This is a genomic window from Glutamicibacter sp. AOP5-A2-18, from assembly GCF_052446055.1.
Taxonomy (GTDB): domain Bacteria; phylum Actinomycetota; class Actinomycetes; order Actinomycetales; family Micrococcaceae; genus Glutamicibacter.
In genome coordinates this window covers 3,352,455-3,377,866 of the sequence record NZ_JBQSVW010000001.1, presented here as the reverse complement: position 1 = coordinate 3,377,866, position 25,412 = coordinate 3,352,455, and the positions used below count along the sequence as shown (strand labels likewise).

The following is a 25,412-nucleotide window of genomic DNA, read 5'->3' as shown; positions in this document are numbered from 1 at the left end:
CATGAGTCGACAAGTGGTCCTACTCTGTGCGCTCGCGGCGATATTGCTGCTCTTGGTTGTGGCGTCGTTGGCCATTGGATCTCGTTCGTTGCCTTTGGGAAGCGTCATTCACGCTCTGCTTGATTCCGAACCCACAGTGGAACGAAGCATTGTGGTTGAGTCGCGATTACCGCGCGCGGTTCTGGCCTTGTTGGCCGGATTGGGCCTCGGGGTCTCTGGCGTCCTGGCACAAAGTCTGACACGAAATCCTTTGGCCGAACCCGGAATTCTGGGCGTGAACGCAGGGGCATCGCTGGCCATCGTGATTTCCGTCGGATTCTTGGGAATCCAAAGCTTCAGCGGATATGTATTTTTTGCCTTTATTGGAGCACTGCTGACCACGGCCGTAGTTTATGTGGTGGGAATGCCTCGGCCTGGGTCCAGCGATCCGGTCCGGCTGGTACTCTCCGGCGTAGCTATCGGGTCGGTGCTCACCGGTGTCGGAACGGCCCTATCCTTGGTCAAGCCTCAAGCTTTTGATCAGCTGCGAGCGTGGACTATCGGCTCGCTGCAGGGCAGGGACCCTTCGATTATTCTCACCTTGGCTGGTTGCCTTGTCGTGGGACTAGTGCTGGCGGGCAGCAGTGCTCGCTCCCTTGATTCCTTGGCTCTGGGTGAAGACAGCGCGCGGTCTTTAGGGACCAATGTTGGACGCACTCGCGTGTTGGTTTTGCTGGCAATTACCGTTCTGGCCGGTGCCTCAACCGCAGCGGTTGGCGCCATCGGATTTATTGGCTTGATGGCTCCGCACGCTGCCCGTCGCTTGGCCGGGGCAAATACCGGGTGGATTATCGCTTTCACTGCGTTGTTAGCGCCGATGCTTTTGCTGTGCGCTGACATGCTGGGACGTGTTGTGCTGCCCGGTGAGTTGCAAGCCGGTGTGGTCGCAGCCTTCCTTGGTGCACCATTGCTGATCATGATCGCCCGCGGACGAAAGGCGGTGGCACTATGAGTCTGCGTTCCAAATTACGCGCACCTAGTGCGCTGCTGATCTTGGTGGTGCTCTGCCTGCTGGTCACCGTCCTTGCCATCTCCGGAGGTGAGTATCAGATGAGCCCCTGGAAAGTTCTTCGGGTGCTCTTCGGCGGCGGAGAAGGCATTGAAAACATGGTGATCTGGCAATGGCGGATGCCACGAGCCATGGCAGCTTTACTCTTTGGCGCGGCGCTGGCACTTTCTGGTGCGGTCTTCCAGTCGCTGACCAGAAACCCCTTGGGATCCCCGGACATTATCGGCTTTTCCACCGGTGCCTACACCGGTGCGCTGGTGGCATTAACCGTGCTTGGTGGTGGCTTTGTGGCCACCAGCATTGGAGCGTTGCTGGGCGGTTTGCTCACTGCGGTGCTGGTCTATGCGCTGGCTTGGCGCAATGGAACCGCTGGCTTTCGCCTCATCCTCGTGGGCATCGGTATTTCCTCGGTGCTGGCCTCGTTTAATCACTTCATGGTGCTGCGGGCCGAACTTGATGTGGCCATGGCCGCCGCGGTCTGGGGTGCAGGAAGCCTGAACGGGCTGACGTGGCAATCGGTGATTCCCACAAGCATCCTACTGGTGCTCGTTTCAATAGCTTTGCTGGCCAGTTCATCGCGGTTACAGATGCTGCAATTGGGTGATGACCTGTGTCGGGCGCTTGGCATGCGGGTGGAGCGCACCAAATTATTCTTGGTGGTGCTGGCAGTCCTTCTGGTCGCCGCAGTCACCTCGTTGGCAGGACCCATTGCCTTTGTGGCATTGGTGGCCCCGCAGATTGCTCGGCGTTTAGCCGGAGCTAACGGACTGCAATTACTACCCACCGCCCTTGTCGGCGCGTTACTGCTAGCCAGCAGTGACCTTCTGGCACAGCGTCTTTTTGCTCCGGTACAGCTGCCCGTTGGTGTGGTGACCGTCGTGTTTGGTGGCGTGTATTTGATCTACCTGCTGAACCGCCAAACCACCCGTCTTTAGAGTGAGGTCATTGTTAATGACCCCACCCGAAAACCGAACAAACACAACTGCTAGTACGCGGACTAGTTTTCTCCGCGCAGTGTGATGGATTCGATGGCGTGACCGTGAAGGTCCTCGATCACCAGATCAACGACTAATTCATTCCAAGAAATCAGCGGACTGATCGCTTGAGAAACGTAGTCCAGTACCTGCTGTTCGATCACCTGAACCGAGCTGTCCTCGGCCATGCTCACATGGCATTGCGCCTTCCACGCGAGGTGCGGGATCGCCGTATCGGTGGCCTTAAATTCCGTGAAATTCAACTGAGCCGTGGTTGAACTGGCAAACACCGCTCTGATGGCTTTGATCAGGTCCAACGAGGACATCCGTTGCGGCTGACCCGTCGCAGAATCCTGCACATCCCATACGCGTTGACGTGGCACAAAGCCTGCAATCTTGCCCAAGATGCCTTGCGAGAAAGCCTCGGATTGATGCTCGGGCATAGAAGTTTGCAGTAGCTGGGTGATGAACCCATTCTGATCTTTGAGTCGCTGGCGCTCGGCGTGGCACCAGCGGCACTGCAACTCGTGTAGATCGGCTGGCTCATCGAGGTTTAGTAGGACGTCTTCGGTAGAACGTCCGCAGGGAAGGGTAGTCATGACACCGCCTCACTGATTGCATTGCGTGCCCGTGCAAGTCGCCCTCGCACAGTTGATTCTGAAACGTTGGTCACCAGGGCGGCTTCCTTGTAGCTCATGTCCTGGAGTGCCACCAAGACGAAGGTCTGGCGTAGTGCTGAGGGCAACGAATTAATAATCTCCCACGCATCGGCGATTTCCCCACGTTGTACGGCAATATTTTCAGGTAATTCGCGTTCGGGAACCGGGGTTCGCTCTAGTGCTTCGCCATCTACAGGTTGTTGATCGTTCGCCCGTTGGCGGATTCGATCCAGGCAGATATTTCGAGCCAAACGATAGAGCCACGTTTTGAATGCAGCGCGTTCGCGAAGTGAGTCCAAAGACTGCCAGGCGCGGATCCATGCATCCTGTGCTGCGTCTTCGGCGTCATGCCAACTGCTAAAAAACGTCTTGCAGTACTGACGTAGCCCGGGCGTCATCCCGGTGACCAGCTCGCCGAAAGCCTCAGGATCGCCTTCCATGGAGCGACCAACAAGAAGAGCCAGTCGGGTCGGGTCCAAATACTCCTCCTAATGTGATCTAGGTCACGTGCAAAACGTGTGAGGATTTCTGTATAGCTCTCGTCTGTACGAGTGTAAGGCACAAAATATCCGTTCAATGAATGAGGAGACCATCATGGTGCAACGCGATTCACAAAGCCCGATCATCAAGCCAACCGGCGAAGAGCTGGAGCGTCAAGCAAAGGCCAACGCCGCAAATGAAGCGCAGAACAATGAAGAACTGCGCGGTCCACTACACACTGAACTGGGCAAGACGACCATTGAAGATCGTGTTGTTCAGAAGATCGCCAGCATCGCCACCCGCGAGGTTTCCGGCGTTTACGCCATGGGCAATGCAGCACGTCGAACCTTGAACTCACTGGCCGAACGCATCCCTGGTGCACAGGCCAACGCAGCTGGCGGAGTCAGTGTTGAAAAGGGTGAGCAGCAGACCGCCATCGACGTATCGATCGTGGTTTCCTACGGCTTCTCAATCGTTGAGGTCTCCAACGAGATCCGCTCAAACATCATCGCTCAGGTTGAGCGCGCCACCGGCCTGGAAGTTATCGAGGTGAACGTCGAGGTCACCGACGTACATCTTCCAGAAGACGATGACGACGACACCGAGCCCCGCGACGGCCTGAAATAACAGTCCGCACTTAAGGAGCAGAACATGTTACACGTCAAGTGGGGTTTGATCATTGGAGCCCTCGCCGGGCTGCTGATTGCCTTCGGTTCGTTTACCCAGTTTGTAGTGGTGGCATTCTTCGCCATCATCGGTGCCGCGGTCGGATGGCTCTTGCAGGACAGGGTTGATCTTAGCCAAGTGTTCAACAAACGTCGGCGGTGAATCAAATGACAGAGCTGTCCTCAAACCGTGGCAACACCACGGTGAATACGGCCGTCTATTCAAAAATCGCCGCTCAGGCCGCCTACAAGGTGCCTGTGGTTGGTTCGGCCGCCGGAGGGATCTTGGGGCTGGGCAAGTACAAAGATTTTGACAGCCGTCCCAAGGCCAAAGCTGAGGTGCTCGGAAGTGCGGTCATCATCGAGTTGGACCTAGGGCTGAGTTATCCGAGCAATGTCCAACAAGCCTGCGAAGACGTGCGGGACATGATCGCCGAGGATCTTTATAAGTATCTGGGCGTCGAAAACGTCCAGACCGACATTCGGGTGAGTTGGATGTCTTCACCGGATCAAAACACAGGGAACAGGAGACTGCGATGAGAAGATTCTGGCACGTGCGCAGTGCTCGCACGCTGGCCTTGATGATCACGTTCATCACCTTGTTGACTGTGAGCATTCTCCTCGCGCTTTCCTGCATCCTGCGATTGGTTAGTGGCCAATGGACCGGCCCTGCTGAACAGGTTCTGAATACGCTCAGCGGTATGCGCCTCAATGACAGCCTGGCAGTTAGCGTCATGGCAGTTCTTGCGGTGCTCGGCCTCGTGCTGCTGCTTTGCGCACTGATCCCGGGACGCCGCCAAAGCATCCTGTTGGACACCGATGATCCTGGAGCGGAATCGGAACAAGCAATGTCGTGCCGGGGCATCTCCACCTTGGTGGGCTCCGCGGTTGAACGAACCGACTCGGTGACTCGGGCCAGCGTAAAGACCACGCCGGCCTGGGTGCACGTCAGTGTTCAGACTCCGGCGCACTCGGTGGAACGCGTTCTGCAGAACGTGCAAACTCGGGCGCAAAGTGTGATTGATGGCCTGCCGTTGCAACAGGCGCCCAAGGTTAAAGTCTCGGTCCAGCAGCGAGGAGGGAACTAAGAATGTGGACAACACATGTAGTGCGCCAGCGAATCATCCTGGCGATCCTCGGACTGGCCTTGCTGGTCCTTGGTGGCTTGGGCCTGGCTGCAGCATTGCTTGGTTTTCCCAAGATCAAGGATCTTGGTCAGGCGCAGATTGGTGACAGTTTGCCGATAGACCAGCAGTACTTACTGCCACTGGGATTGGCTGTAGGGATCGTGGGCATTGTGCTTTCACTGGCCGTGATTATCACCGCCATTCCACGCCGTCCGGCGGCACACGAATTCAGATATGAATCGCGCAACGAGGGAGTCAGCGAGATCGAAACTTCGGTAATAGCTAGGGCTGTGGAATCCGCCGCTCAAACGCAACCAGAAATTGTGGATGCGAATGTTCAAATCGGTGGCAGCGCCACGCAGCCCGTACTCTATGCGCGATTCACCTTGCGCGCCGATGCACCGGCGAATCGAGGAATAGAGCTGGTTAACGGCCGGGTCATCCCTGATCTTGAAATGGTGCTGGGTGTGCCCTTTGCACATAAGCATGTTTCGTTCAGTTTCCAGAAGCCAGAAAAACAGGATTCGGATAAAATCGTGCTCATCTGAGCCGGCTTCCGGATAATAAGTAGTAAATCACTAGCGGTATGTTTGTCGTGCCAAAAACACATGGGGAGTAACAAAAAATGGGCATTATTGGTTGGATTATCCTTGGACTCATTGCCGGCGCCATCGCAAAGGCCATCAAGCCAGGAAACCAGGGTGGCGGCTGGATCGCTACGTTGGTCCTTGGCGTAGTCGGTGCACTGCTCGGCGGTTGGATCGGCTCGGCAATTTTCGGCGTCGGAGTAGACAAGTTCTGGTCGCTTTCGACTTGGCTGCTAGCTATCGGTGGTTCCCTGATCGTATTGATCGTTTGGGGCTTCATCACTGGCAAGCGCCGCTAAGCTAAAAAGTAATGGCAGTGGGCGCCGATCCTTTTGGATCGGCGCCCACTGCCATTTAATGCTTGAAGCGTAGTTCTACATGATGCCGGTTGGTACCAGCAGGGCCCAAGCCAATGCCGGAGCGATAAGGACCACAGCACCTGCGTACATCATCAACTGCTTGTAGGTGCGCTGACGGTCTTGTTCCTTCACGTTGGCCACTACCAGCGCGCCAGCGGTGGAGAACGGGGAAACATCAACCACGGTGGCCGAGATGGCGATGGCAGCCACGGTGCCCGAAACACTCAACGAGCTCACCGACAACAGTGGTCCAGCCAGCGGGATGAAAGCGGCCAGCAGTGCGGTGGATGAGGCAAAGGCCGAACCAATACCGATGACGTAGCACAGCACCAAAGCGATGAGGATTGGTGCACCCAAAGCCAAAGCCATATGGGCCAAGGTATCAATCACACCGATGTGCGTCAGCAGCGAAACGTAGGTGATCATGCCGGCCACCAAAAGAACGGTGGACCAGGAAATCCCGGCGACAAACTTGTGCTGATCCTTGATGTTCAGCAAGGCCAAGAGCAGACCTGCACTCAGTGCGACAAAGCCGATCGGCAGACGCAAAACCAAAGCGCAGAAGAGCATCACAGCAATGAGTACCAGCGTGTAGATCTGCTGTCCGTGCGGACGGGTGCTGCGTGACTCTTCAACATCCGTATGTGCCACACCTTCACCGGAACGTAACTTACCCAGCGCAGCGAAGACGATCACGGTGAGAATCGAAAGAATCAGGTTGATGGCAAAGCTGGCGACAAATAGTGCGTTGGCAGAGACGGGGAATCCATTTTCCATGGCGATGTCATGGACCAGAACACCGGAAACCGACAGTGGTGAGAATCCGCCTGCGTGCGCACCGTTGATAATGAAGGCGCCCATGAGCAGCGGGTGGATGCGCGATTCGTAGGCGAAGCCAATTGCTGCTGGGGCCAGCAGCGCCACGGCTGCCGGGGAGAAGGTTCCCAACGAAGTTAGCGCGGCGGCAACCAAGAAGAATACCCATGGAAGCAGCATGGTTTTGCCACGGACCAGGCGCACACAATTTTGCACGATGACATCAATGGTCCCGTTGTGCTGAGCCATGGAGAAGAAGTAGGTGACGCCGATAATGGTCAGCACAATGCTGGCTGGGAAATCCGCCAAGATTTCTTTGTCATCCATGCCGAGCATGAAGTAGCCGATGCCAAAGGAAGCAACCAGACCCATCACACCGATATTCACCGGCCACTTGGTGGCGACGATGAACATCAGCACGAGGACTACCAGTGGGACGATCTGTTCAGAAGTTAGGCTGCTCTGTGGGTCGGCCGGTGCCGCGGAGTTAGCCATTGAAGGGCCAACCAGGAGTGCAATGAGTACAACCACGGCGGCTACGGCGGCAACAATCAGGATATTACGACGGGTGCGACGCTTTTGGCGGCGTGGGTCAACGGTGTGAAAATCAACGTGATTGCGATCAGTCACTGGCGCAACGTCGAGCTCAGTTTTAGTCATGGTCTCTCTCCTTAGCGACTGGCGCTTGCTAGGTCGGTCCCGGCAACGCTGCCGAGGGACTCGGGGAGGTGGATAGTGCTACTGGCGATAGAGCGGGCGGTACGATCTGCTCCGACGAGCAATGAGCCTTCTCGCTCTTCACTCCAGGTTTCGATGATTCCCGCGGGAGTTCGCAGCCTCAGTGTGGCGCCGGTTGGATCCCCGGTAATACTGTGCAAAACCGTGCCGGGTGTGCGGGCACCGATGGTCAGTGCAATACTTCCGGTGATAGCTAAGGCGGGATGCGGCTTTCCCATGGAGAGCATCATGACGTTGATATCACTGCCGGATTCTACCTGTGGGGCTGCGGCGATGGCTAGCTTTGGAATGGCACGAGCGGCCTGCTCGGGTGTTGTGGCCAGCCCCATGCGTACCGCAGCTTCGCGACGTACCTTATCAAGGATGGGAAGCTGTAGTTCAACGGCGCTCATCCACGATTCGTAGTCATTGATATCTAGGCTCAAATCTTCTGCGCGGACAACCACTACGGGTGCTCCAGCGTCCACCATGGAAACCCTCCAGCTCTGGCCTTCAATATCTAAGGTGTCGGTCGAGTTGCCGGTTGGTAGCAGACTGCCGGTGGTCTTGCCTGCTGGATCACGGAATCCTAGGCCGACTTTGTAGCCGGGAGTAGCGACACCCGGCATCTGAGCTTGGGGCACGATTGGCAGGGCGCCGTTGGGGGTGTCTACCCGCTGAATGATGATCTGTCCGGTGTTGGTATTGCGGGTGATAACCCGGGTGACGTCGCCTTCGGGGGTGACCCATCCCTGCTCGATGGCATAAAGTCCAACAACTGCAGAGCAGTTCCCGCAGTTGCTGCCCCAGTCCACGGTGGCCTCTTCGATACCGACCTGAGCGAAGGTGTATTCAACATCAACGTCTGCATCGGTAGAAGGGCTAAGGATGATGGCTTTGCTGGTGGTGGAGGTGGCTCCGCCGACACCGTCGATCTGTCGTGAATCTGGGCTTCCGAAGATCTTTGGGAGCAAAAGATCAAGGCTGATCCCTGTCTGCTCCGCATGATCGGATTCGAAGACCCAGCACTTGCTGGTCCCTCCGCGCATCCATTCGGCTTGTATGTTCATCGTCATTCCTACGTCTCGTTGTGCCCGCTTTGCTCCCGGTCACTCGGTCCGGAATAAGCGTCATCCGGCTACTGAACGAACATAATCTGGATCACATTTGAAGTCCACGTACATAAGATTCAAGGGGATGTAGCAATGCTTAATTTGCTTGAATTGTGCTTATGTGGGGTAGGGATTCTGAGGATTCCGAGTCGATGGTTGAGGTAAATAAACTTGTTGAGTCCGAAGATTTTAGCGATTGAACCAAAAATGAAAATGATTGAAGTGTTGCTTACGGGTCCGTCGTGAAATCTGCGAAAAGAATTTAACACGGCGTTGAGGCGAAGCCCTCTGGGCTCAGTGCCCGCAGCGATCGCTTGATATTGAAGTGCGCAAAGCGCTATTAAAGACGTCGCTGGCGCCACGAATTTCGTGGCGCCAGCGACGGTGGGTCTAGTGCAGGTGTCTCTGACTTAGTAGTAGACAGCCAGCGGTCCGTTGGGGCCGGGGATCACGTTCACCGGGGTTTCAAAAACTTCGGTGAGGATTTCATCTTGCATGATCTGCTCCGGGGTGCCGAACTCTACGACCTTGCCGTGTTTCATGGCGCAAATGTAGTCGGCGTAGTGCCCGGCGAAGTTGATGTCGTGCAGCACGATAACGATGGTGCGGTTCAGTTCTGCCGCAGCACGTTTGAGGTGCTGCATCATGACTACCGAATGTTTCATGTCCAAGTTATTCAGTGGTTCATCAAGCAAGACGGTATCGGTGTCTTGGGCCAGAACCATGGCAACGTAGGCGCGCTGCCGCTGGCCGCCGGAGAGCTCATCAAGGTAGCGCCCTTCCAGCTCACCAAGGTCCAGGAAGTCGATGGACCGCGAAATGATTTCTTCGTCCACCTGATTCAGCCGGCCCTTGGAATGTGGGAATCGTCCGAAGCCCACCAACTGTCGAACAGTCAGTCGAGTGACAAAGTGATTTTCTTGGCGCAGGATCGACACGATCTTGGCCAGATCCTTTGAATTGGTTTTAGTGACGTCGTAGCCCGAGACCTCGATAGTTCCTTCATCAATGCCCAGTAGACGTCCGACCATGGTGAGCATGGTGGACTTGCCTGCACCGTTGGGACCGACCAGCGCGGTCAGGCCTCCGGTGGGAATCTTGAGCGTCACGGGGCCGATGGCTACGGTGGAGCTGTACTTTTTGCTGACCTCTTTTAGGGTAATCACAGCCGTCCCTTTCGCAGGATGAAGATCAAGAAGGTAATGCCGCCAACGGCTTCGATGATGATGCCCACCACGCCTTGGGCGTAGAACAGGTTTTTCATGATGAAGTAGGCGCCGGCCAAAACCACAAAGCCGATGAGGAATGACATGGGGTAGATGTAGCGGTGGTCGTAGGTGTCAGCTAATTGATAAGCCAGCGTTGCCACGAGGAATCCAAGGAAGGTCAAAGGTCCCACCAACGCGGTGGTCACAGCCATCAAGATGGAAACAAAGAACAATGTTTTCATCACCTCGCGGCGATGATTGATCCCTAGATTGATCGTGGTTTCTTTGCCTAGGGCCAGGATGTTCATCTTCTTGGAAGCCAGCACCAAGTAACCGCCGGCGATAATGACCAGCGGGATGGCCACCGGCATATAGCTCATATCCGCGTTGGCCATGGAGCCAAAGAGGCGGGCGGTGAGTACATCAAATTCGCTCGGTGTCAGCAGGCGCTGCATGAAGGTAGAAATGGAACCTAAGCCGGTGCCGATGATGATGCCTACGAGCAACATGATCTGAATATTGCCGAGCTTGCCCGAGAGCAGCCAGCCGTACAACGCTACGGAGAGCCCAACCATGATGGCGACCTGCACAACGAACTGGCTGACCCCGGTCAAGAAAGTGACTCCGGCGGCGCCCAAGGCAAAGACCGCCCCGGTTTGCACCACACGGTATAAGGCTTCAAAACCCATGATGGACGGGGTGATGATGCGGTTGTTGGTCACCGTTTGGAAAGCGACGGTGGCAATGGACTGGCACAGGGCAACGATCACCATGGTCAAGATGTTGCTGGCGCGAAGCTTCGCGATCACCCAGAACCCGGTGGATCCCAGCGGCATCGGGTTATCCCAAGCCAAGAGTCCAACGGCAAAAAATACTGCCAGCCCAGCAAGGATCCACAGGGTCAGCCAGTAGCGTTTGCGCACCTTGGCGGTAGGCAACGGGCCCGATGAGCGGTCTCGATGAGGAGCAGCAAGTGCAGGGGAAGAAATGAGATTAGCCAACTTTGCGCTGCCTCAACAGAAGGAAGATGAATACGATCGCACCGAGTACCCCGAGGATCAGGGACACCGGAACTTCGAAGGGCATGATGATGGTGCGGCCGATGAGGTCACACACGGTGGTGATCGCGATGCCCAGCAGGCAGACCCATGGCAAATTGCTACGCAGGTCATCGCCGCGCACCATGGAGATAATGTTTGGCACGATCAGTCCCAAGAATGGCAGGTTGCCAATCACCACGGTGACCACGCCAGTTGCTACTGCGATCAGTGCAGTACCAAGGAGCATCACGTGGCGGTAGTTTAAGCCCACGTTGGTTGCGATCTCTTCGCCCAGGCCTGCAACGGTGAAGCGGTCGGCCACGATGTAGATCGCTACGGCCACGAAAGCAACGATCCACAGCACTTCGTATTGGCCGCGGATTACCGAGGTGAATGAACCGGCCAGCCAGATGCCCAAAGACTGCAATTTGTCGGTGCTTAGCGCCAGGAATGTTGAGAACGCACCGACAACCGAACCGAGCATGATGCCCACAATTGGCACCGTCAGCGAAGCCTTGAGTGAGACGCGTTGGAGGAAGAGGAAAAAGATCATCGTTCCGGCGAAAGCGAAGGCGATAGCCACACCCATTTTTGCCAGGAGGCTTGCGGTCGGAAACAGCACCAGCATGGTGAGTAATCCAAGGCCGGCCCATTCGGTGGTGCCCGTGGTGGTGGGTTCAACAAACCGGTTTTGGGTCAGTAGCTGCATGACCAAGCCGCTCATGGCCATCGCGGCTCCAGCCAAAACTAAGGCGATGGTACGCGGGATGCGTGTGATGGCGAACATCTGTGCGCCGTCGTCTTGGCCAAAAATGTCGTACACGCCGGTAAAGAGCGAGAAGGCTAGGAGCAGTAAAACGCCAAGGATGCCCAGTGTTAGTTTGCCGGTGAAAACCCTTGGTGGGGTTCGCGCCGAGGTGATTGTGCTTGTCATGTTGCCGCCGTGAAGAAGTGTGGTGGAAAAACAGCTTTAGTGGCGAAGCCGAATTCTGGCTTCGCCACTAAAGAGTTGAGACGTGTCTGGATGTTACTTGGCGGCTTCGAGAGCGTCAGCGAATTCGTTGAGGAATTCGGTGTAAGTCTGGATGCCCTCGTTGGTGTAGGTATCTGCTGGCATCACCAAAACCTGGCCTTCCTTGGCTGCCGTCACGTTCTGCAGTGCCTCGGATTCTTCCAGTAGTTTTTTGGCTGGCTGGTAGTCAGGGCCATCGGATGCAACGGCGGCATCGCGGTCCATGACGATGATCCAGTCAGGGTTGGACTTGGCGATGGCCTCAACCGAGACGTCGTCACCTTCGTGGTCGGTGGAGGAGTCTTCAAGTTCCAGCGCGGGGGTCAGGCCGAGGAAATCAAACATTGGGCCAACGGTGCGTCCGGTCTTCGGCGCTGAGTAGCCAAGCTCGCCCCCCGAAGCGATCAGGCCCATGACGGTGTCATCGGTGTTGTAGGCAGCCTCGACGCGCTTTTGGGCTGCTTCGAACTGGTCAACAAGCTTTTTGGCCTCGTCCTGCTTGGTGAAAATCTCGCCCAGTGTGGTGACCTGGCGTTCTAGTTCAGCATCCAGTGGCTCGCCATCGCGAGGGTCTAGCGAAACGATCGTGGCCGCGGGGGCCAACTCCTTGAACTTATCTGCATACTGGGCGTAGCGCTGACCGTTGATGATCAGATCCGGGTCTACGGTGACGATTGATTCAAGATTTGGTTCCTTGTGGCTACCCAGATCAAGAATGTCCTTGTCCTTGGTGTAGGAAATGGTGTCAGGCATCAGGGTGACGGCTGCGGCGGAGAGCTTGATGCCCCAGCTATCCAGGGTTTCGAAAGTTCGGTTGTCGGTTGCGACGACGGACGTGGCTGGTACGGAGACGTTCTTTTCGCCGTCGTTGTCGGTGAAGGAAACTTTCTTGGCATCATCCGCGTTAGCTTCTGCCGCGGTATCAGTGGAAGAGCCGCAAGCGGTGAGGGACAGGGCAGCGATGCTGAGAAGAGCAGCGGCGCGGAGCTTGATGGAGGCCATAGGGTCCTTTTCTTATGACAACCTTCATTGGTTGCGCGAGTGGATGATCTGATAATTAGCTTAGCCTTATCTGAGTATATTAAGCCAAGTCGGATTCAGGCCATCCGCACCCTTCTGCTTGGAATGTTGCACGTGAAACACAGTAAACAACGTTAAGTACTTGCTTAGTTCGGACATTCATTGCGAAAGACGAGAGAAATACATGCTGTAGCAGTTCGCTATTTCACGAAACATGAATTGGCTTCACTGGATAAGATAGCTTCATGACTCCTAGCCTTGAGCAGATCCATTGGCCCGTGCGCACCGAGAGACTACGCTTACGACGACTGACCGAACAAGATCTGGAAGCTACTTGGAGCTACCGCAAGTTGCCAGAAGTAACCCAGTGGATCACTGCCGGACCTCACGACTTTGAGACTTACCGAGAGCAATTTCTCGAATCGGGGAAGATCGATCTCGATGTCGCAGTAGAGCTGCAGACACCGGATGGCCAACTGCGCCTCATTGGAACCGTGATGGTTTACATCAAGGATGCCTGGGGCCAACGAGAAATTGTGGAACAGACTAAATCCGTGGAAGCCGAACTCGGCTGGAGCTTTGATCCCCAGTTCGCTGGCCAAGGTTATGCCAGCGAGGCGGTGCTCAAGGTCATGGAAATCTGCTTCGAAGATTTGGGGCTACGCAGAGTTGTTGCGGAATGCTTCGCAGCCAACAAACCCTCGGTGAAACTCATGGAACGGGTAGGCATGCGCCGTGAAGCTTTTGAAAAAGCTAACAGCCTGCATCGCAGCGGGGCCTGGATGGACAGTTATGCCTACGCGCTGCTTGCTGACGAATGGTCGGCTCACCGAGGCTAATGATCTTGTCGTGCGCTGTGCATAACAAGCCCTAGGATTTCTTGAACTTGTTCTGCACGAGATTTCCAGTAGCCGGTATCTAGGCTCATTCCGAGCATGGCTTCATCGGCACGCTTTTTGAAGTAATCCCGGTGGTCTTCTAAAGCGTTGGTGAGATCGGCGAATTGATCATTGGTCAGTTCCAGGTTTAAGGTTTTCTGCTTCATGAGCGTTCGTCCAAGGTTGAGGTTTTGTTTTCTGCATCGAGGCTACGCTCGGTGAGCATTGAATAAAACAGGTATTGAGCGGACTATCAGATTGGGTCTGTTTAGTGGCCTCTTGGGAATAGTTCACAACTCATCGTCGTTGTGCAGAATAAGACGATGAGATCAACGATCAGAAGGAGTAGTACATGTCTGAAGAACGTCGAGTAGTCCTTATTGGTGGCCATGGCAAGGTAGCTTTGCTCGCCGCACCAAAACTGGTCGAGCGCGGTTTCGCCGTAGACTCACTGATCCGTAACCCTGCGCATTCTGAAGAGATCTCCGCGACCGGTGCCAACCCAGTGGTGCTTGATATCGAGAACGCCGATGTTGACGAGCTGACCGAAGCGTTCACCGGCGCACACGCAATTGTCTTCTCGGCCGGTGCCGGTGGCGACAGTCCAGAACGCACCGTCGCCGTGGACTTTGATGCTGCGGTTCGTTCGATGGAAGCTGCAAAACAAGCAGGTGTCAGCCGCTTCGTGATGGTTTCCTACTCCCGCGCATTAGTAGATGTGGACAACCTCGATCCAGAGAACTCCTTCTACACCTACGCCAAGGCAAAGCATGATGCGGATGCCGTACTTCGAGACACTGACTTGGAATACACCATTCTTGGTCCAGGCGCACTGACCCTTGAACCAGCCACTAAGAAGCTGGTCATCGCTGATGAGTCCGGAAACATTGACGGTGCTCCGGCCAGTTCAGAGACCGGCAAGGCATCACGCGACAACGTCGCAGAGGTCATCACGCACGTAGTTGATACCAAGGCAGCGGTTCGCCAGACCGTGAACTTCTACGACGGATCAACCCCGATTGCCGAGGCCATTAGCTAAGCAGCTGGTGCACCAAGCGATCCTTAGAGGGCAAAACACCTACGGTCGTCGTAACTCCTGAATTCTCAGGAGCTACGACGGCCGTTGGTGTTTAAGTTGGGTATTCACAGCGCAAACTACGAAGAGAGGAACGAAGATAGCAACGATATGACGCATGTTTGCGGGCAGAATTCGCAGCGTTACCCAGCTGCGCGATTTGTTACGTTAGCTGGTCTTTAGTACCCCGTCATCGAAATAGTCTCGCGTGCAGCCCGACGATTAGCATGCAAACAGGAGTTTCGAGTTTGCATGCGGTGGTGACTGAGCTGCACTTTTGCGAAGGCAGCCAAGGACGGCGCGAACCTCGCCTCCCCAAACCTGTCCGGAAGTAGCGAAAGAAAATTAGAATGACTCACCTGTTCAAGACTCACGGCCCTGACCGAATCAATCTCTGGTTGATGCTCGCACTGACCTTTACCACGGGAATCATTGACGCCGTTGGTTACCTCGGACTGGACAGGGTCTTCACCGGCAACATGACCGGCAACGTAGTAATCCTGGGCATGGCGCTTTTGGGTGCGGATGATCTTCCCGTGGTTGGCCCGGTTGTGGCACTGGCCGGATTTGTTGTGGGTGCCATGATCGGTGGTCGCGTTTTGAAGCGGGAACTAGCTGGCTGGAACCGACGAACTACACTGTTGATCGCTGTGGTGGGTGTGTGCCTCGCGCTGACTTCGCTCGCTTTGTTCCTAGACCTTCACCAAGCATCAGACGTTGTGGCACTGTTGATCACTGGCTTTATTGCCGCCTCGATGGGACTCCAAGCAGCAACCGCGCGACACCTGGGCGTTAAGGACGTCACCACGGTCGTGGTGACTTCAACCCTGACCGGCCTTGCCGCTGATTCGCCACTAGGTGGTGGCAGTGGAAAGTTCTGGCAGCGACGATTGCTGGCGGTTGTATTGATCCTCGCCGGTGCAGCAACCGGTGCCGCCTTCTTGCAGATCCACATTGGGTTGGGAATTCTTGTGACCGGTGTGCTCGCCATCGCTGTGGCGTTGGTTGGAGAGGCATCACGCAAATACGCTGCAGATCAGGAAACTGAACAGCTGGTTGAGGATAGCGTGAACACCATGTAATCCACTGACGCAAAAAGGAAACCCCGATGCCGAAGCATCGGGGTTTCCTTATGTCATCACTCGCACCTTCATGAGGTACTTACAACTCTAAACGCGCTGTCTGTGCACCAACTGGGATGCTCCTGCGCATTCACTTGGTAAGGGAATTGGCAGTGATTGGCCACCCGGTCAGGACCTTGGGACGTGGGGGAGCGTAGGTGCGAACCTTCGAGGTGCTCAGCCCCATTCGCACCAAGGAATCCGCGATAGTCACCGCAGCGCGGACCCCGTCAACAATCGGCACACCGGTAGCCTGCCGCACTTGTTCCTCCAGGTCGGCCATGCCACCACAACCAAGACAGATGACTTCAGCCTTGTCCTTTTCCACTGCGATTCGAGACTGCTCAACGATCGCAGCTACCGCGCGCTGTGGGTCAGATTCCAGTTCAAGAACACCCAGCCCGCTGGCGCGCACCGAGGCGAGGCGATCCGTGAGACCAGCGAGCTTCAGCCGGTCTTCAATCAGCGGCACCGCACGATCCAAGGTGGTAACCACCGAATACTTGTGGCCCAGGAATTGAGCTGTCGAGGCCGCTGCCTCGGTGATGTCTACAACGGGGACATCAAGGAGTTCTTGCAGTCCTTCGCGTCCATGTTCGCCGTAGCCAGCTTGGATCACTGCATCAAAAGGTTCTGGATATCGAACCACTTTGTCCATGACGGCAATGGCCGCAAGGTAGCTTTCAAAGTTGCCTTCGCAGGAGTCCGCGCCGAAGTCCGGAGTCAGCTCAACAATTTCTGTGCCCGGTGAAGCTACCTGCCGAGCCGAGTCGCCGATGGCCTTGGTCATGGACGCAGTGGTGTTCACATTCAAAATGAGGATTCGCATGATGCTCCTAGTGAGTTGGAGCCACGGCGATAGGCTCACCTTCAATGTCGACAAGATCGTTGTGTCGCTTAGCTAGGGCAAGGTACGCCAGGGCACCTGCGCCAGAACCGAGGAACCACGCGAAGGAACCAACAACGTGAAGTGCAGGAACAAAGGCCAAGACCAGAGCGATGGCCGAGCTGATCACTAGGGCGGTCACCGCGCGGTAGTTCACCCCGCGGGTGAAGTAGTAGGTTCCTTCCGGATTTGTCCGATACAGATCCATGACGTTGATGCGCGCACGGCGGATCAGCCAGTAGTCGGCCATGATGATGCCAAATAGTGGGCCAAGCAATGCACCGAGTCCACCAAGGAAGTAATTGATGATTTCCGGAGAGTTGTACATATTCCACGGCAGGATCACCAGGCCGATAACTCCTGAGATCATGGCGGCACTGCGGAAGTTCAGTTTTTTCGGGAACAGATTGGTTAGCGCGTAGGTGGGTGCCACAAAGTTGGCCATGAGGTTTACCGCAATGGTGAGCACCAGCAAGGCGGCGGAAGCTAGCAACAATAAGAAGGTGTTGGGAATGGCCCCGACAACATCAGAAGGCGAGGTGATGACCTTGCCATTGATGGAGAACTGGGTGCCGGTCAAAACCACAACGATAGCCCCGAAGAACAACATGTTCAGCGGGATGCCAAAGAAGTTGCCCTTGATGATGGCCTGCTTGGAGGAGGCTCCGCGAGTGAAGTCGCAGAAGTTCAGAACGAAGGTTCCGTAGATGGAGACCCATAGGGCGGCGGCACCAAACATCGCGGCCCACATCTGCCCGCCAGTTTTGGTTTCGCCGGTGCTCAGCGAGATGTTAAATCCGGATTCGAAGAGCATCCAGATGGCCAGCGCCAAGAAGGTTACCAAGATGACGGGACCGGCGAAGGCCTCGTACTTGCGGATCATTTCCATGCCGTAGCTGACAATGACCAACTGGACGGCCCACAGTGCCACAAAGCAGATCCACCCGAGCATGTTCAGCCCAAGGAAGCTGGACTCTTCGAGAGTTGCAGCGCCTGGGGCGACGGCAACGACCATCACCGAAAGTACCTGCGAGGCCAGGTAGGTTTGAATGCCAAACCAGGCGATAGCCACTGCTCCACGAATCAGCGCAGGAATTTGGGCGCCATTGATGCCAAAGGCGATTCGACTCATGACAGGGAAGGGAACGCCGGTCTTTTCACCCATGTAGCCGGAGAGGCTAAGGAGGACAAAGAGTAAGGCCGCCCCGATGGCCAGTGCGCCAAGAATTTGGCCGGCACTCATGCCTAAGGCGAAGAGCCCGATAGCAAAGGCGTAGTTGCCTAGAGAGTGAACGTCGTTGGCCCAGAGGGTGAAGATGCTGTAGGCATTCCACGATCGTCCATTGCGGGTGGTTGGTGCCAAATCTTGGTTGTACAAGGTGGGGCTGAGCTCGTGCGGGTTGGCAGGATCAATTCCTTGGCTGGGTGTAAGTGCAACTGCTGGCGCGGCCAAGCCGGGCTCCGAAATGTTTTGCCTCATGGTGAGGTCCTCTTCTCAGAAGAATGCTGGAGGGCAGGGGTATGCAAAGAAAGAAATCTCTGGGGGATTGCCTGCACCTACAGCGCGCATGCACGAGGCATGCTGATCTATTTGTAGCGTGAGATTGCATCGGTCCGAATACTGGACCAGAGCCTTGGCTACGGGTAGATCGGTTGTCCGAAGTTCCGATAGAACTCGGACGGGGTGCCTACTACTGGCAAAGTCGCGGAGGGCAATTGCCCCCACGTCCTGCCAGCTGGACTCCCTATGAGACGTACGCTCATGGCTGCTCCTGAGTTAGAAAAAGTCACTCCGAGATGTGTGCCACATCAACTGGTTACCAACTGTAGGCTTGCGTTTTGGTTACCGCAATAGAAAATCCTGATTTCACTCAGTGGAAATATTTGAGAAACGCTTTCGCCATTCTGCGCAGGGGAATGGGCTGGCTAGACCCGGTTTCTGTCGATCATGTTTCGTGTATGAAGCAATCATTACTTGCCTTCCCGGGGACAAAAGCGTTCCGCAGCGGGCTATCGAGGAGTATGTAAAAGTTACTCCTCAAGGGGTTGACAGTGCTCCGAGTCGAGACTTACTGTTTTCATAAAGCAAAACCTAGATTCCACAAAGCGGAAATTTAGGAGGATGGTCTTGGAGGGAAATCCGGTGTCTTACACTCTGAATTGCTCGATTCTTCTTACTGAACTGCCACTGTTGCAGCGTGCTGCAGCAGCACGTCAGGCGGGTTTCGAAAGCGTCGAATTCTGGTGGCCATTTACCCAGGCCGTGCCCACGGATCAGCAGGTTGATGAATTTGTCGCCTCACTGATGGACGCCGGAGTCCAACTCGACGGACTGAACTTCTTCGCCGGCGACATGCCAGATGGAGACCGAGGCCTAGTTTCCTGGGTGGGACGAGAAGCCGAGTTCAAGGACAACCTCGACGTTGTTGTTGGTATCGCTGAAGCCACCGGATGCACTTCCTTTAATGCCCTATATGGAAACCGACTGCCAGATGTTGCCCCAGAAGCTCAAGATGAGCTGGCCTTGAACAACCTCCTGGCTGCAACCGCCGCGGTGGCCAAGGTTGATGGAACCGTGCTCATTGAACCGGTCTCCGGCATGGAAACCTACCCGCTAAAAACTGCAGCTCAGGCTCTCAACGTAGTCAAGGCGGTTCAAGCTCAGGGACAGTCAAATATTGCCCTCTTGGCTGACTTCTACCACCTAGCCGTTAACGGCGATGATGTCGCAGCGGTCATTGAAGAACATGCCAAGGACTTCGGGCACATTCAGATCGCTGATGCACCAGGCCGAGGCGCCCCGGGCACCGGAGAGCTACCACTGCTTGAATGGATCGCTCGCTCTCGCGAACTGGGATACACCGGAAAAGTTGCACTGGAATACAAGCAGGATGCAAGCACCGCTTTTGACTGGTTGGCCACCGCCCAAGCTTCGACCTATTCCGAGTCCACACCACTTTAGGAGCACCTCATGACACAGAACATTGCCTTTATCGGACTGGGAATCATGGGCCTACCAATGGCCAAGAATTTTCTCCACGCTGGTTTCAACGTCACCGGCTATAACCGCAGCGACGCGGCAGCCGACGCACTGGCAGCCGTGGGTGGAACCAAAGCAACGTCCATTGCCCAAGCAGTCGCGGACGCTGACGTAATTATCACCATGGTCCCAGATTCCCCCGACGTCCAAGATGTTGTCCTTGGCCAAGACGGAGTTTTTGCCAATGCCAAGGCAGGCGCCCTGTGGATTGATAACTCAACCATCCGGCCAGACGTGGCAGTCTCGCTGGCTGCCTCTGCCCGCGAAGCAGGACTTCGTCCGCTGGACGCCCCGGTCTCTGGCGGAGAAGCAGGAGCTATTAACGCGGCATTGTCCATCATGGTCGGCGGAGAATCAGCGGACTTTGAAGCCGCCCGCCCAGTGCTGGATGCAATAGGGAAGACCATCGTCCTGGTGGGACCAGCTGGCTCCGGGCAGACCGTGAAAGTGGCCAACCAACTGATTGTCGCCGCCAATATTCAAGCGCTCAGTGAAGCAGTGGTGTTCCTTGAAGCCTACGGAGTGGACACCAACGCAGCGATCACGGTGCTCGGCGGGGGACTGGCCGGCTCCAAGGTACTTGACCAAAAAGCGCAAAAAATCCTGGACCGCGAATTCGAACCCGGATTCCGTCTTGCCCTCCACAACAAAGATATGGGCATCGTGACCTCGGCCGCCAGAGAAGCTGGAGTGGTGCTCCCACTCGGTGCTTTGGTGGCCCAACTGGTGACCTCCACCGTGGCCTGCGGCGATGGAGCGCTGGACCACAGCGCACTCTACAACGGCGTACAGCGCCTGGCCGGAAAGATCGACGCACCCCAACCGGCCTAGGCCTCCCTTATTTCCTACGGCGAGCAGCGCAGCCAGCGCCAGCTCCTCAGAACTTGGTACGAGCCACCGAATGATTCGGACAGCCGCGACTTTGGTACATGGTAAGTCGCAGCCACTTCCGTCGGTGGCCCGTGAGGGCTACGTTCCAGCCCGTCACCAAAATCTGGTGCTCAAGGAGCAGATGCTGTGGTGACTCAAACGCCGCGTAGCTCGTCGTAGGTTCAATCTTTCTTCTTAAAGGACGTGTTACCCATGCCAAAGATGCGTGCAGTAGATGCCATCGTTCAGATCCTGGAAAAGGAAGGCGCCACCGAAGCCTTCGGCCTTCCCGGGGCAGCCATCAACCCGTTGTACTCAGCCATGAAAGACCATGGCGGAATTCGCCACACCCTGCACCGCCACGTGGAAGGTGCCTCCCATGCCGCCGACGGTTACTCACGGGCCACCGGCAAGATCGGCTTGTGCCTAGGAACTTCGGGCCCGGCCGGTACCGACATGATCACCGGCCTCTACGCAGCTATTGCGGACTCGATCCCGATGCTGTGCATTACCGGGCAAGCTCCGACCAACGTATTGCACAAGGAAGATTTCCAAGCGGTAGATATCGTATCCATCGCCAAGCCGGTGACTAAGTACGCTTCCATCGTTTTGGAGCCAGGTTTGGTTCCCGGAACGTTTGCCAAGGCCTTCCAGATCATGCGCTCCGGACGTCCCGGCCCAGCACTTATTGACCTGCCGATTAATGTTCAACTGGCGGAGATTGACTTTGATATTGACGCCTATGAACCGTTGCCCTTTGAGCGGCCCAAGGCCACCCGCGGACAGGCAGAAAAGATTGTTGATCTGCTGCTCAGCGGCAAAAAACCAATCATCATTGCCGGTGGCGGCATCATCAACGCCAACGCCAGTGAGCAATTAGTTCAATTGGCTGAAGAGCTGAACATCCCGGTCTCACCAACGTTGATGGGCTGGGGTATCATCCCGGATGATCATAGCTTGCAGTCCGGCATGGTGGGCATCCAAACCCATACCAAATACGGCAACGCCAGCTTCCTGGAATCAGACATGGTGCTGGGCTTGGGCAACCGTTGGGCCAATCGCCATACCGGTGCACTGGATACCTACCGGGCGGGCCGAAAGTTCATCCACGTAGATATCGAAGCGACGCAGATTGGCCGAGTGTTTTCTCCGGATCTTGGCATTGTCTCTGATGCCAAAGCCGCAATCGAAGCCATTCTCGAAGTGGTGCGTGAGCGTAAGGCCGCAGGCACCCTGCCGGACTACTCCAGCTGGGCCGATGAGTGCACCGCACGTAAGTCCACCGGGCACCGGAAGACCAACTTTGAGAACATACCGATCAAGCCGCAGCGTGTATATCAAGAGATGAATGCAGCCTTCGGACAGGACACTACCTACGTCTCCACCATTGGGCTTTCGCAAATTGCGGGCGCACAGATGCTGCACGTTTATGGTCCACGCAAGTGGATCAACGCCGGGCAAGCAGGTCCGCTGGGGTGGACCGGGCCTGCCGCGCTGGGCGTTGTGCGGGGCAAGCCTGGGCAACGAGTTGTAGCACTGTCGGGTGACTATGATTTCCAGTTCATGATCGAAGAGTTGGCCGTGGGTGCGCAGTTCAAACTGCCTTATATTCACGTGGTCGTCAACAACTCGTACCTTGGCTTGATTCGCCAGTCGCAGCGACCTTTTGAGATGGATTATCACGTCTCGTTGGGCTTCGATAACATCAACTCTCCTGAGACCAACGGGTACGGGGTTGACCATGTGAAGGTAGCTGAAGGCTTAGGCTGCAAGGCGGTTCGTATTGAGGATCCGAGCCAGCTGGCCGACGGTTTTGCTCAAGCTAACGCGCTGGCCAAAGAACATCAGGTTCCAGTGGTGGTCGAGGTGATGCTGGAGAAGGTCACCAACATCTCCATGGGCGCTGCGCTGGATTCCGTCAATGAATTTGAAGACTTGGCTCTGTTGCCTGATGACGCACCAACCGCATTGGTGCCATTGGGCGCAGCAGCCACCGTGGGTGCGTGAAAGGCAGTCGTCGCTGACTTGCGAACCCGCAAAAATATTGGCGCGGGGCACCGGTTCACCAATATGGGTGTGCCCCGCGCCACTACCACCTAAACTGGCATTGAGCTGCCAAGCACAACACCACCAAAAACGAGTAGGAACAACGTATGAGCATCAATGAGACCGTTGACCGCAATTCCGCCGAACCCTCCACAACAACCGGTGCTTATGATCTGGTTCTTCGCGGTTCGCAGGTACTAACTGCGCAGGGAATTGGCCCGCGCGAAGTTGGTGTTCGTGACGGCAAGATCGTCGCCATTGAAGAACTCGGAGCTCAGCTTGTTGGTGAGCGAGTCATCGAGGTAGCTGAGGACGAAGTGCTTCTACCCGGGCTCGTGGATACTCACGTTCATGTTAATGAGCCGGGTCGCACCGAATGGGAAGGCTTTGAATCAGCCACCAAGGCGGCTGCCGCTGGCGGGGTAACCACCATCGTGGACATGCCGCTGAACTCCATTCCTCCCACCGTGAATCTTGAAGCGCTGAACATCAAGCGAGAAGCCGCCAGCAAGAATGCGTTTGTGAACGTGGGTTTCTGGGGCGGAGCGGTGCCGGGCAACAAACAGGATTTGCGCGAGCTACACGAGGCTGGTGTCTTCGGTTTTAAGTGCTTCTTGCTGCATTCGGGAGTTGATGAATTCCCCTCGTTGAGTGTTGATGAGATGGAAGAGGATATGGCTGAACTAGCCTCCTTTGACTCTTTGATGGTGGTGCATGCCGAGGATTCAGAAATCATTGATAGTTCTCCTCAGGCTTCAGGCTCCACCTATTCGCGTTTTCTTGATTCGCGCCCGCGCTCAGCAGAAAACTCGGCTATTGAGCAGGTCATTGACCGTGCTCGTAAGACCGGGGCGCGCGCACATGTGCTGCACCTTTCCAGCTCGGATGCGTTGGACATGATCCGCCAGGCTAAAGCAGAGGGCGTGAAGCTCACGGTGGAAACGTGCCCGCACTACCTGACGCTGTTATCTGAAGACATCCCAGACGGCGCAACCGCCTTCAAATGCTGCCCACCAATTCGCGAAGACGCTAACCGCGACCTGTTGTGGCGCGGTCTTCAGGACGGAATTATCGACTGCATCGTTTCTGATCATTCACCGTCAACCGTTGATCTGAAGGACGTGGAAAACGGTGACTTCGGAGTGGCCTGGGGTGGCGTCGCATCGTTGCAGTTGGGCCTGCCGTTGATCTGGTCCGAAGCTAAGAAGCGCGGGATCAGCTTGGAGCAAGTGGTTTCGTGGATGAGCGTGAATCCCTCCAAGCTCGCCGGACTAAGTAACAAGGCAGTGATCGAGGAAGGCCGCGACGCTGACTTCGCCGTCTTTGCCCCGGAGGAAAGTTTTGAGGTGGATGTTCAGAACCTTCACCACAAGAACCCGATTTCTCCGTACCAGGGCAAAGAACTGCAAGGACTAGTCAGGCGTGCAATCGTCGCTGGCACCGACGTGGACTTCCAGACTCCACACGGTCAACTGATCCGTAGAGAAAACTAAGTAATTACCGTCCAAGGCTCCTTCCATGTTCATCAATAATCGTTGACGCGGCAGGGGCCTTGCGACATCTAACCGTGACCACATGAACGTATCGTAACGAACCCATATCAATTACCTGAGAATGGTCAAGTTCACTGCGCGAGCATCATAGGGTGGAGTTCTATGGTGACGATGACGCGGTTGCTTACGATTTCAGGAACGAGTACGGATGCGAACTCTGCTCCATCATTGTTGACCAAAGAGATCAGTGATTTCACCCCCAACGATGTGCTGCTAGTTTCGGTAGTTTTTGGTGCCATACTCCTGAGCATTCTTATCGGCTTCGGTATCAAGACCTACCTTCACTTACGTCACTCCCAGAAGTCATCTACGGACGAAGATACCCCTGCGGTCCGTGCAGATCTCCCGGTAAAGATTGAGCGGCCAACGGCGACTCGCGAAGCACCGCCGATGCCCGTTGGACTACGAAATTCGGAACCGGCCATGAGCAAGTTTGAAAACGGTAGCTGACCAATATCGTGTCGCCCACCGTCGACTCTCTTCATTCCAGGACGCACTAGAAAGTCCATCGCGCCGTAGGATCAAGCTATGACTGAGAACCCTGTGCCAGAACTTCCCCCGGTTAACGCAACAGCTGCAGAAGCCATGTGGGCCGAATATCTGGCACATCGGGCCATCAGTTCTGACGCTGCACCGCACCACGTCGCTGAATCTTTCGGCGACCATCCTGCCTTGGCCGATGAGCTGTCGAACGCGATTGTCCATGGTGACAAACGGGCTACATCGTCATTGGCCAGTGAATATGCGTACAACGACGAACGCGTCCCGCAACCAGATGATCACTGCATTATCTGTGACGGTCAGGGTGAGCCCAAAGCCATTCTCCGTGTGATCAGTGTGGACCGTTCCAGCTTCCACGAGGTGGATGAGCAGTTCGCGGCGGCCGAAGGCGAAGGTGATCTGTCCCTTGCCTATTGGCAAAAAGAACACGAGAAATTCTGGCGGCGAACCCAAAAGTTAATCGGTCGTGATTGGTCACCGACGGATACTCGGAAGCCTGGGGGCGAGCTGATCTTGGAGCGCTTTGAGATCTGCTGGCCAGAAGAATTCGCTGACTAGAAAACCAAAACGCACCAAGGGCGTTGCACGGCGCCACGAACTGCCACCGCTGAAACTTCC

The 25,412-nt window shown here is 55.8% G+C and carries 28 protein-coding genes; 17 read left to right on the top strand and 11 right to left on the bottom strand.

The window, feature by feature from the left end; translation table 11 throughout:
• Position 1 precedes the first annotated feature (1 nt).
• On the top strand, positions 2-991 hold the full coding sequence (locus tag ACT3RW_RS16225; protein WP_444614475.1) for an iron chelate uptake ABC transporter family permease subunit: 990 nt from the start codon (positions 2-4) through the stop codon (positions 989-991).
• The gene (locus ACT3RW_RS16220) at positions 988-1,983 is read left to right on the top strand and encodes a FecCD family ABC transporter permease (protein WP_262199071.1); all 996 of its coding nucleotides are present in this window, start codon (positions 988-990) and stop codon (positions 1,981-1,983) included. Before ACT3RW_RS16225 ends, ACT3RW_RS16220 begins: the two co-directional genes overlap by 4 nt.
• Before the next feature lie 62 nt (positions 1,984-2,045).
• Here ACT3RW_RS16220 and ACT3RW_RS16215 read toward each other — a convergent pair whose 3' ends face one another.
• The gene (locus ACT3RW_RS16215; RefSeq protein WP_444614474.1) at positions 2,046-2,621 is read right to left on the bottom strand and encodes a hypothetical protein; all 576 of its coding nucleotides are present in this window, start codon (positions 2,619-2,621) and stop codon (positions 2,046-2,048) included.
• Positions 2,618-3,160 carry an RNA polymerase sigma factor gene (locus ACT3RW_RS16210; protein ID WP_444614473.1) on the bottom strand — a complete coding sequence of 181 codons (543 nt, stop codon included), beginning with the start codon at positions 3,158-3,160 and terminating at the stop codon, positions 2,618-2,620. Before ACT3RW_RS16210 ends, ACT3RW_RS16215 begins: the two co-directional genes overlap by 4 nt.
• Before the next feature lie 97 nt (positions 3,161-3,257).
• Between ACT3RW_RS16210 and ACT3RW_RS16205 the strand changes: the two genes are divergently transcribed.
• The 6 genes from ACT3RW_RS16205 (at position 3,258) to ACT3RW_RS16180 (ending at position 5,839) form a co-directional block, all read left to right on the top strand.
• Positions 3,258-3,788 carry an Asp23/Gls24 family envelope stress response protein gene (locus ACT3RW_RS16205; protein ID WP_444614472.1) on the top strand — a complete coding sequence of 177 codons (531 nt, stop codon included), beginning with the start codon at positions 3,258-3,260 and terminating at the stop codon, positions 3,786-3,788.
• A gap of 24 nt (positions 3,789-3,812) precedes the next feature.
• Positions 3,813-3,989: a hypothetical protein gene (locus tag ACT3RW_RS16200; RefSeq protein WP_165477316.1), complete on the top strand. Its 177-nt coding sequence runs from the start codon at positions 3,813-3,815 to the stop codon at positions 3,987-3,989.
• 5 nt (positions 3,990-3,994) lie between these two features.
• On the top strand, positions 3,995-4,366 hold the full coding sequence (locus tag ACT3RW_RS16195) for an Asp23/Gls24 family envelope stress response protein (protein WP_131089456.1): 372 nt from the start codon (positions 3,995-3,997) through the stop codon (positions 4,364-4,366).
• Entirely contained in the window at positions 4,363-4,914 is a 552-nt protein-coding gene (locus ACT3RW_RS16190; protein WP_444614471.1) for a DUF6286 domain-containing protein, read from the top strand. The genes ACT3RW_RS16195 and ACT3RW_RS16190 overlap by 4 nt, the downstream gene beginning before the upstream one ends.
• 2 nt (positions 4,915-4,916) lie before the next feature.
• Positions 4,917-5,501 carry a hypothetical protein gene (locus ACT3RW_RS16185; protein WP_444614470.1) on the top strand — a complete coding sequence of 195 codons (585 nt, stop codon included), beginning with the start codon at positions 4,917-4,919 and terminating at the stop codon, positions 5,499-5,501.
• Positions 5,502-5,578: 77 nt separating this feature from the next.
• Entirely contained in the window at positions 5,579-5,839 is a 261-nt protein-coding gene (locus tag ACT3RW_RS16180; protein WP_131089452.1) for a GlsB/YeaQ/YmgE family stress response membrane protein, read from the top strand.
• Between the two features lie 75 nt (positions 5,840-5,914).
• Here ACT3RW_RS16180 and ACT3RW_RS16175 read toward each other — a convergent pair whose 3' ends face one another.
• From ACT3RW_RS16175 to ACT3RW_RS16150, 6 genes are all read right to left on the bottom strand, one after another.
• Complete coding sequence (locus ACT3RW_RS16175; RefSeq protein WP_444614469.1) at positions 5,915-7,375, bottom strand: SLC13 family permease; 1,461 nt, start codon at positions 7,373-7,375, stop codon at positions 5,915-5,917.
• An 11-nt stretch (positions 7,376-7,386) separates the two neighbouring features.
• Positions 7,387-8,502 (bottom strand): PrpF domain-containing protein, encoded by a 1,116-nt coding sequence (locus ACT3RW_RS16170; protein WP_444614468.1) that lies wholly within the window; start codon positions 8,500-8,502, stop codon positions 7,387-7,389.
• Positions 8,503-8,954: 452 nt separating this feature from the next.
• The gene (locus tag ACT3RW_RS16165; protein WP_444614467.1) at positions 8,955-9,710 is read right to left on the bottom strand and encodes an iron ABC transporter ATP-binding protein; all 756 of its coding nucleotides are present in this window, start codon (positions 9,708-9,710) and stop codon (positions 8,955-8,957) included.
• The gene (locus ACT3RW_RS16160) at positions 9,707-10,753 is read right to left on the bottom strand and encodes an iron chelate uptake ABC transporter family permease subunit (RefSeq protein ID WP_444614466.1); all 1,047 of its coding nucleotides are present in this window, start codon (positions 10,751-10,753) and stop codon (positions 9,707-9,709) included. Before ACT3RW_RS16160 ends, ACT3RW_RS16165 begins: the two co-directional genes overlap by 4 nt.
• A complete protein-coding gene (locus ACT3RW_RS16155; protein ID WP_444614465.1) occupies positions 10,746-11,726 on the bottom strand; it encodes an ABC transporter permease in 981 nt (326 codons plus the stop codon). Before ACT3RW_RS16155 ends, ACT3RW_RS16160 begins: the two co-directional genes overlap by 8 nt.
• A gap of 93 nt (positions 11,727-11,819) precedes the next feature.
• The gene (locus tag ACT3RW_RS16150) at positions 11,820-12,806 is read right to left on the bottom strand and encodes a siderophore ABC transporter substrate-binding protein (protein ID WP_444614464.1); all 987 of its coding nucleotides are present in this window, start codon (positions 12,804-12,806) and stop codon (positions 11,820-11,822) included.
• Positions 12,807-13,069: 263 nt separating this feature from the next.
• Here ACT3RW_RS16150 and ACT3RW_RS16145 point away from each other — a divergent pair, with 263 nt between their 5' ends.
• Positions 13,070-13,663: a GNAT family N-acetyltransferase gene (locus ACT3RW_RS16145; protein ID WP_444614463.1), complete on the top strand. Its 594-nt coding sequence runs from the start codon at positions 13,070-13,072 to the stop codon at positions 13,661-13,663.
• Here the strand turns inward: ACT3RW_RS16145 and ACT3RW_RS16140 are convergent.
• Positions 13,660-13,869 (bottom strand): hypothetical protein, encoded by a 210-nt coding sequence (locus ACT3RW_RS16140; RefSeq protein WP_131089443.1) that lies wholly within the window; start codon positions 13,867-13,869, stop codon positions 13,660-13,662. The two genes, ACT3RW_RS16145 and ACT3RW_RS16140, sit on opposite strands and share 4 nt — an antisense overlap.
• A 185-nt stretch (positions 13,870-14,054) precedes the next feature.
• On the opposite strand from ACT3RW_RS16140, the gene ACT3RW_RS16135 reads away from it, so the two are divergent.
• Positions 14,055-14,741 (top strand): SDR family oxidoreductase, encoded by a 687-nt coding sequence (locus ACT3RW_RS16135; RefSeq protein ID WP_444614462.1) that lies wholly within the window; start codon positions 14,055-14,057, stop codon positions 14,739-14,741.
• 386 nt (positions 14,742-15,127) lie between these two features.
• On the top strand, positions 15,128-15,859 hold the full coding sequence (locus tag ACT3RW_RS16130) for a YoaK family protein (protein ID WP_444614461.1): 732 nt from the start codon (positions 15,128-15,130) through the stop codon (positions 15,857-15,859).
• A gap of 130 nt (positions 15,860-15,989) precedes the next feature.
• On the opposite strand, the gene ACT3RW_RS16125 is transcribed toward ACT3RW_RS16130, so the two are convergent.
• Entirely contained in the window at positions 15,990-16,727 is a 738-nt protein-coding gene (locus ACT3RW_RS16125) for an aspartate/glutamate racemase family protein (RefSeq protein ID WP_444614460.1), read from the bottom strand.
• Positions 16,728-16,734: 7 nt separating this feature from the next.
• The gene (locus tag ACT3RW_RS16120) at positions 16,735-18,264 is read right to left on the bottom strand and encodes an NCS1 family nucleobase:cation symporter-1 (protein WP_444614459.1); all 1,530 of its coding nucleotides are present in this window, start codon (positions 18,262-18,264) and stop codon (positions 16,735-16,737) included.
• A 663-nt stretch (positions 18,265-18,927) separates the two neighbouring features.
• On the opposite strand from ACT3RW_RS16120, the gene ACT3RW_RS16115 reads away from it, so the two are divergent.
• The 6 genes from ACT3RW_RS16115 (at position 18,928) to ACT3RW_RS16090 (ending at position 25,352) form a co-directional block, all read left to right on the top strand.
• On the top strand, positions 18,928-19,746 hold the full coding sequence (locus ACT3RW_RS16115; protein ID WP_444614458.1) for a hydroxypyruvate isomerase family protein: 819 nt from the start codon (positions 18,928-18,930) through the stop codon (positions 19,744-19,746).
• A gap of 9 nt (positions 19,747-19,755) precedes the next feature.
• Complete coding sequence (locus ACT3RW_RS16110) at positions 19,756-20,655, top strand: 2-hydroxy-3-oxopropionate reductase (protein WP_444614457.1); 900 nt, start codon at positions 19,756-19,758, stop codon at positions 20,653-20,655.
• Between the two features lie 252 nt (positions 20,656-20,907).
• Positions 20,908-22,701 carry a glyoxylate carboligase gene (gcl, locus tag ACT3RW_RS16105; protein WP_444614456.1) on the top strand — a complete coding sequence of 598 codons (1,794 nt, stop codon included), beginning with the start codon at positions 20,908-20,910 and terminating at the stop codon, positions 22,699-22,701.
• A 146-nt stretch (positions 22,702-22,847) separates the two neighbouring features.
• Entirely contained in the window at positions 22,848-24,233 is a 1,386-nt protein-coding gene (gene allB / locus ACT3RW_RS16100; protein WP_444614455.1) for an allantoinase AllB, read from the top strand.
• A gap of 171 nt (positions 24,234-24,404) precedes the next feature.
• On the top strand, positions 24,405-24,743 hold the full coding sequence (locus tag ACT3RW_RS16095; RefSeq protein ID WP_444614454.1) for a hypothetical protein: 339 nt from the start codon (positions 24,405-24,407) through the stop codon (positions 24,741-24,743).
• Between the two features lie 78 nt (positions 24,744-24,821).
• Positions 24,822-25,352 carry an ASCH domain-containing protein gene (locus ACT3RW_RS16090; protein WP_444614453.1) on the top strand — a complete coding sequence of 177 codons (531 nt, stop codon included), beginning with the start codon at positions 24,822-24,824 and terminating at the stop codon, positions 25,350-25,352.
• Positions 25,353-25,412 lie beyond the last annotated feature (60 nt).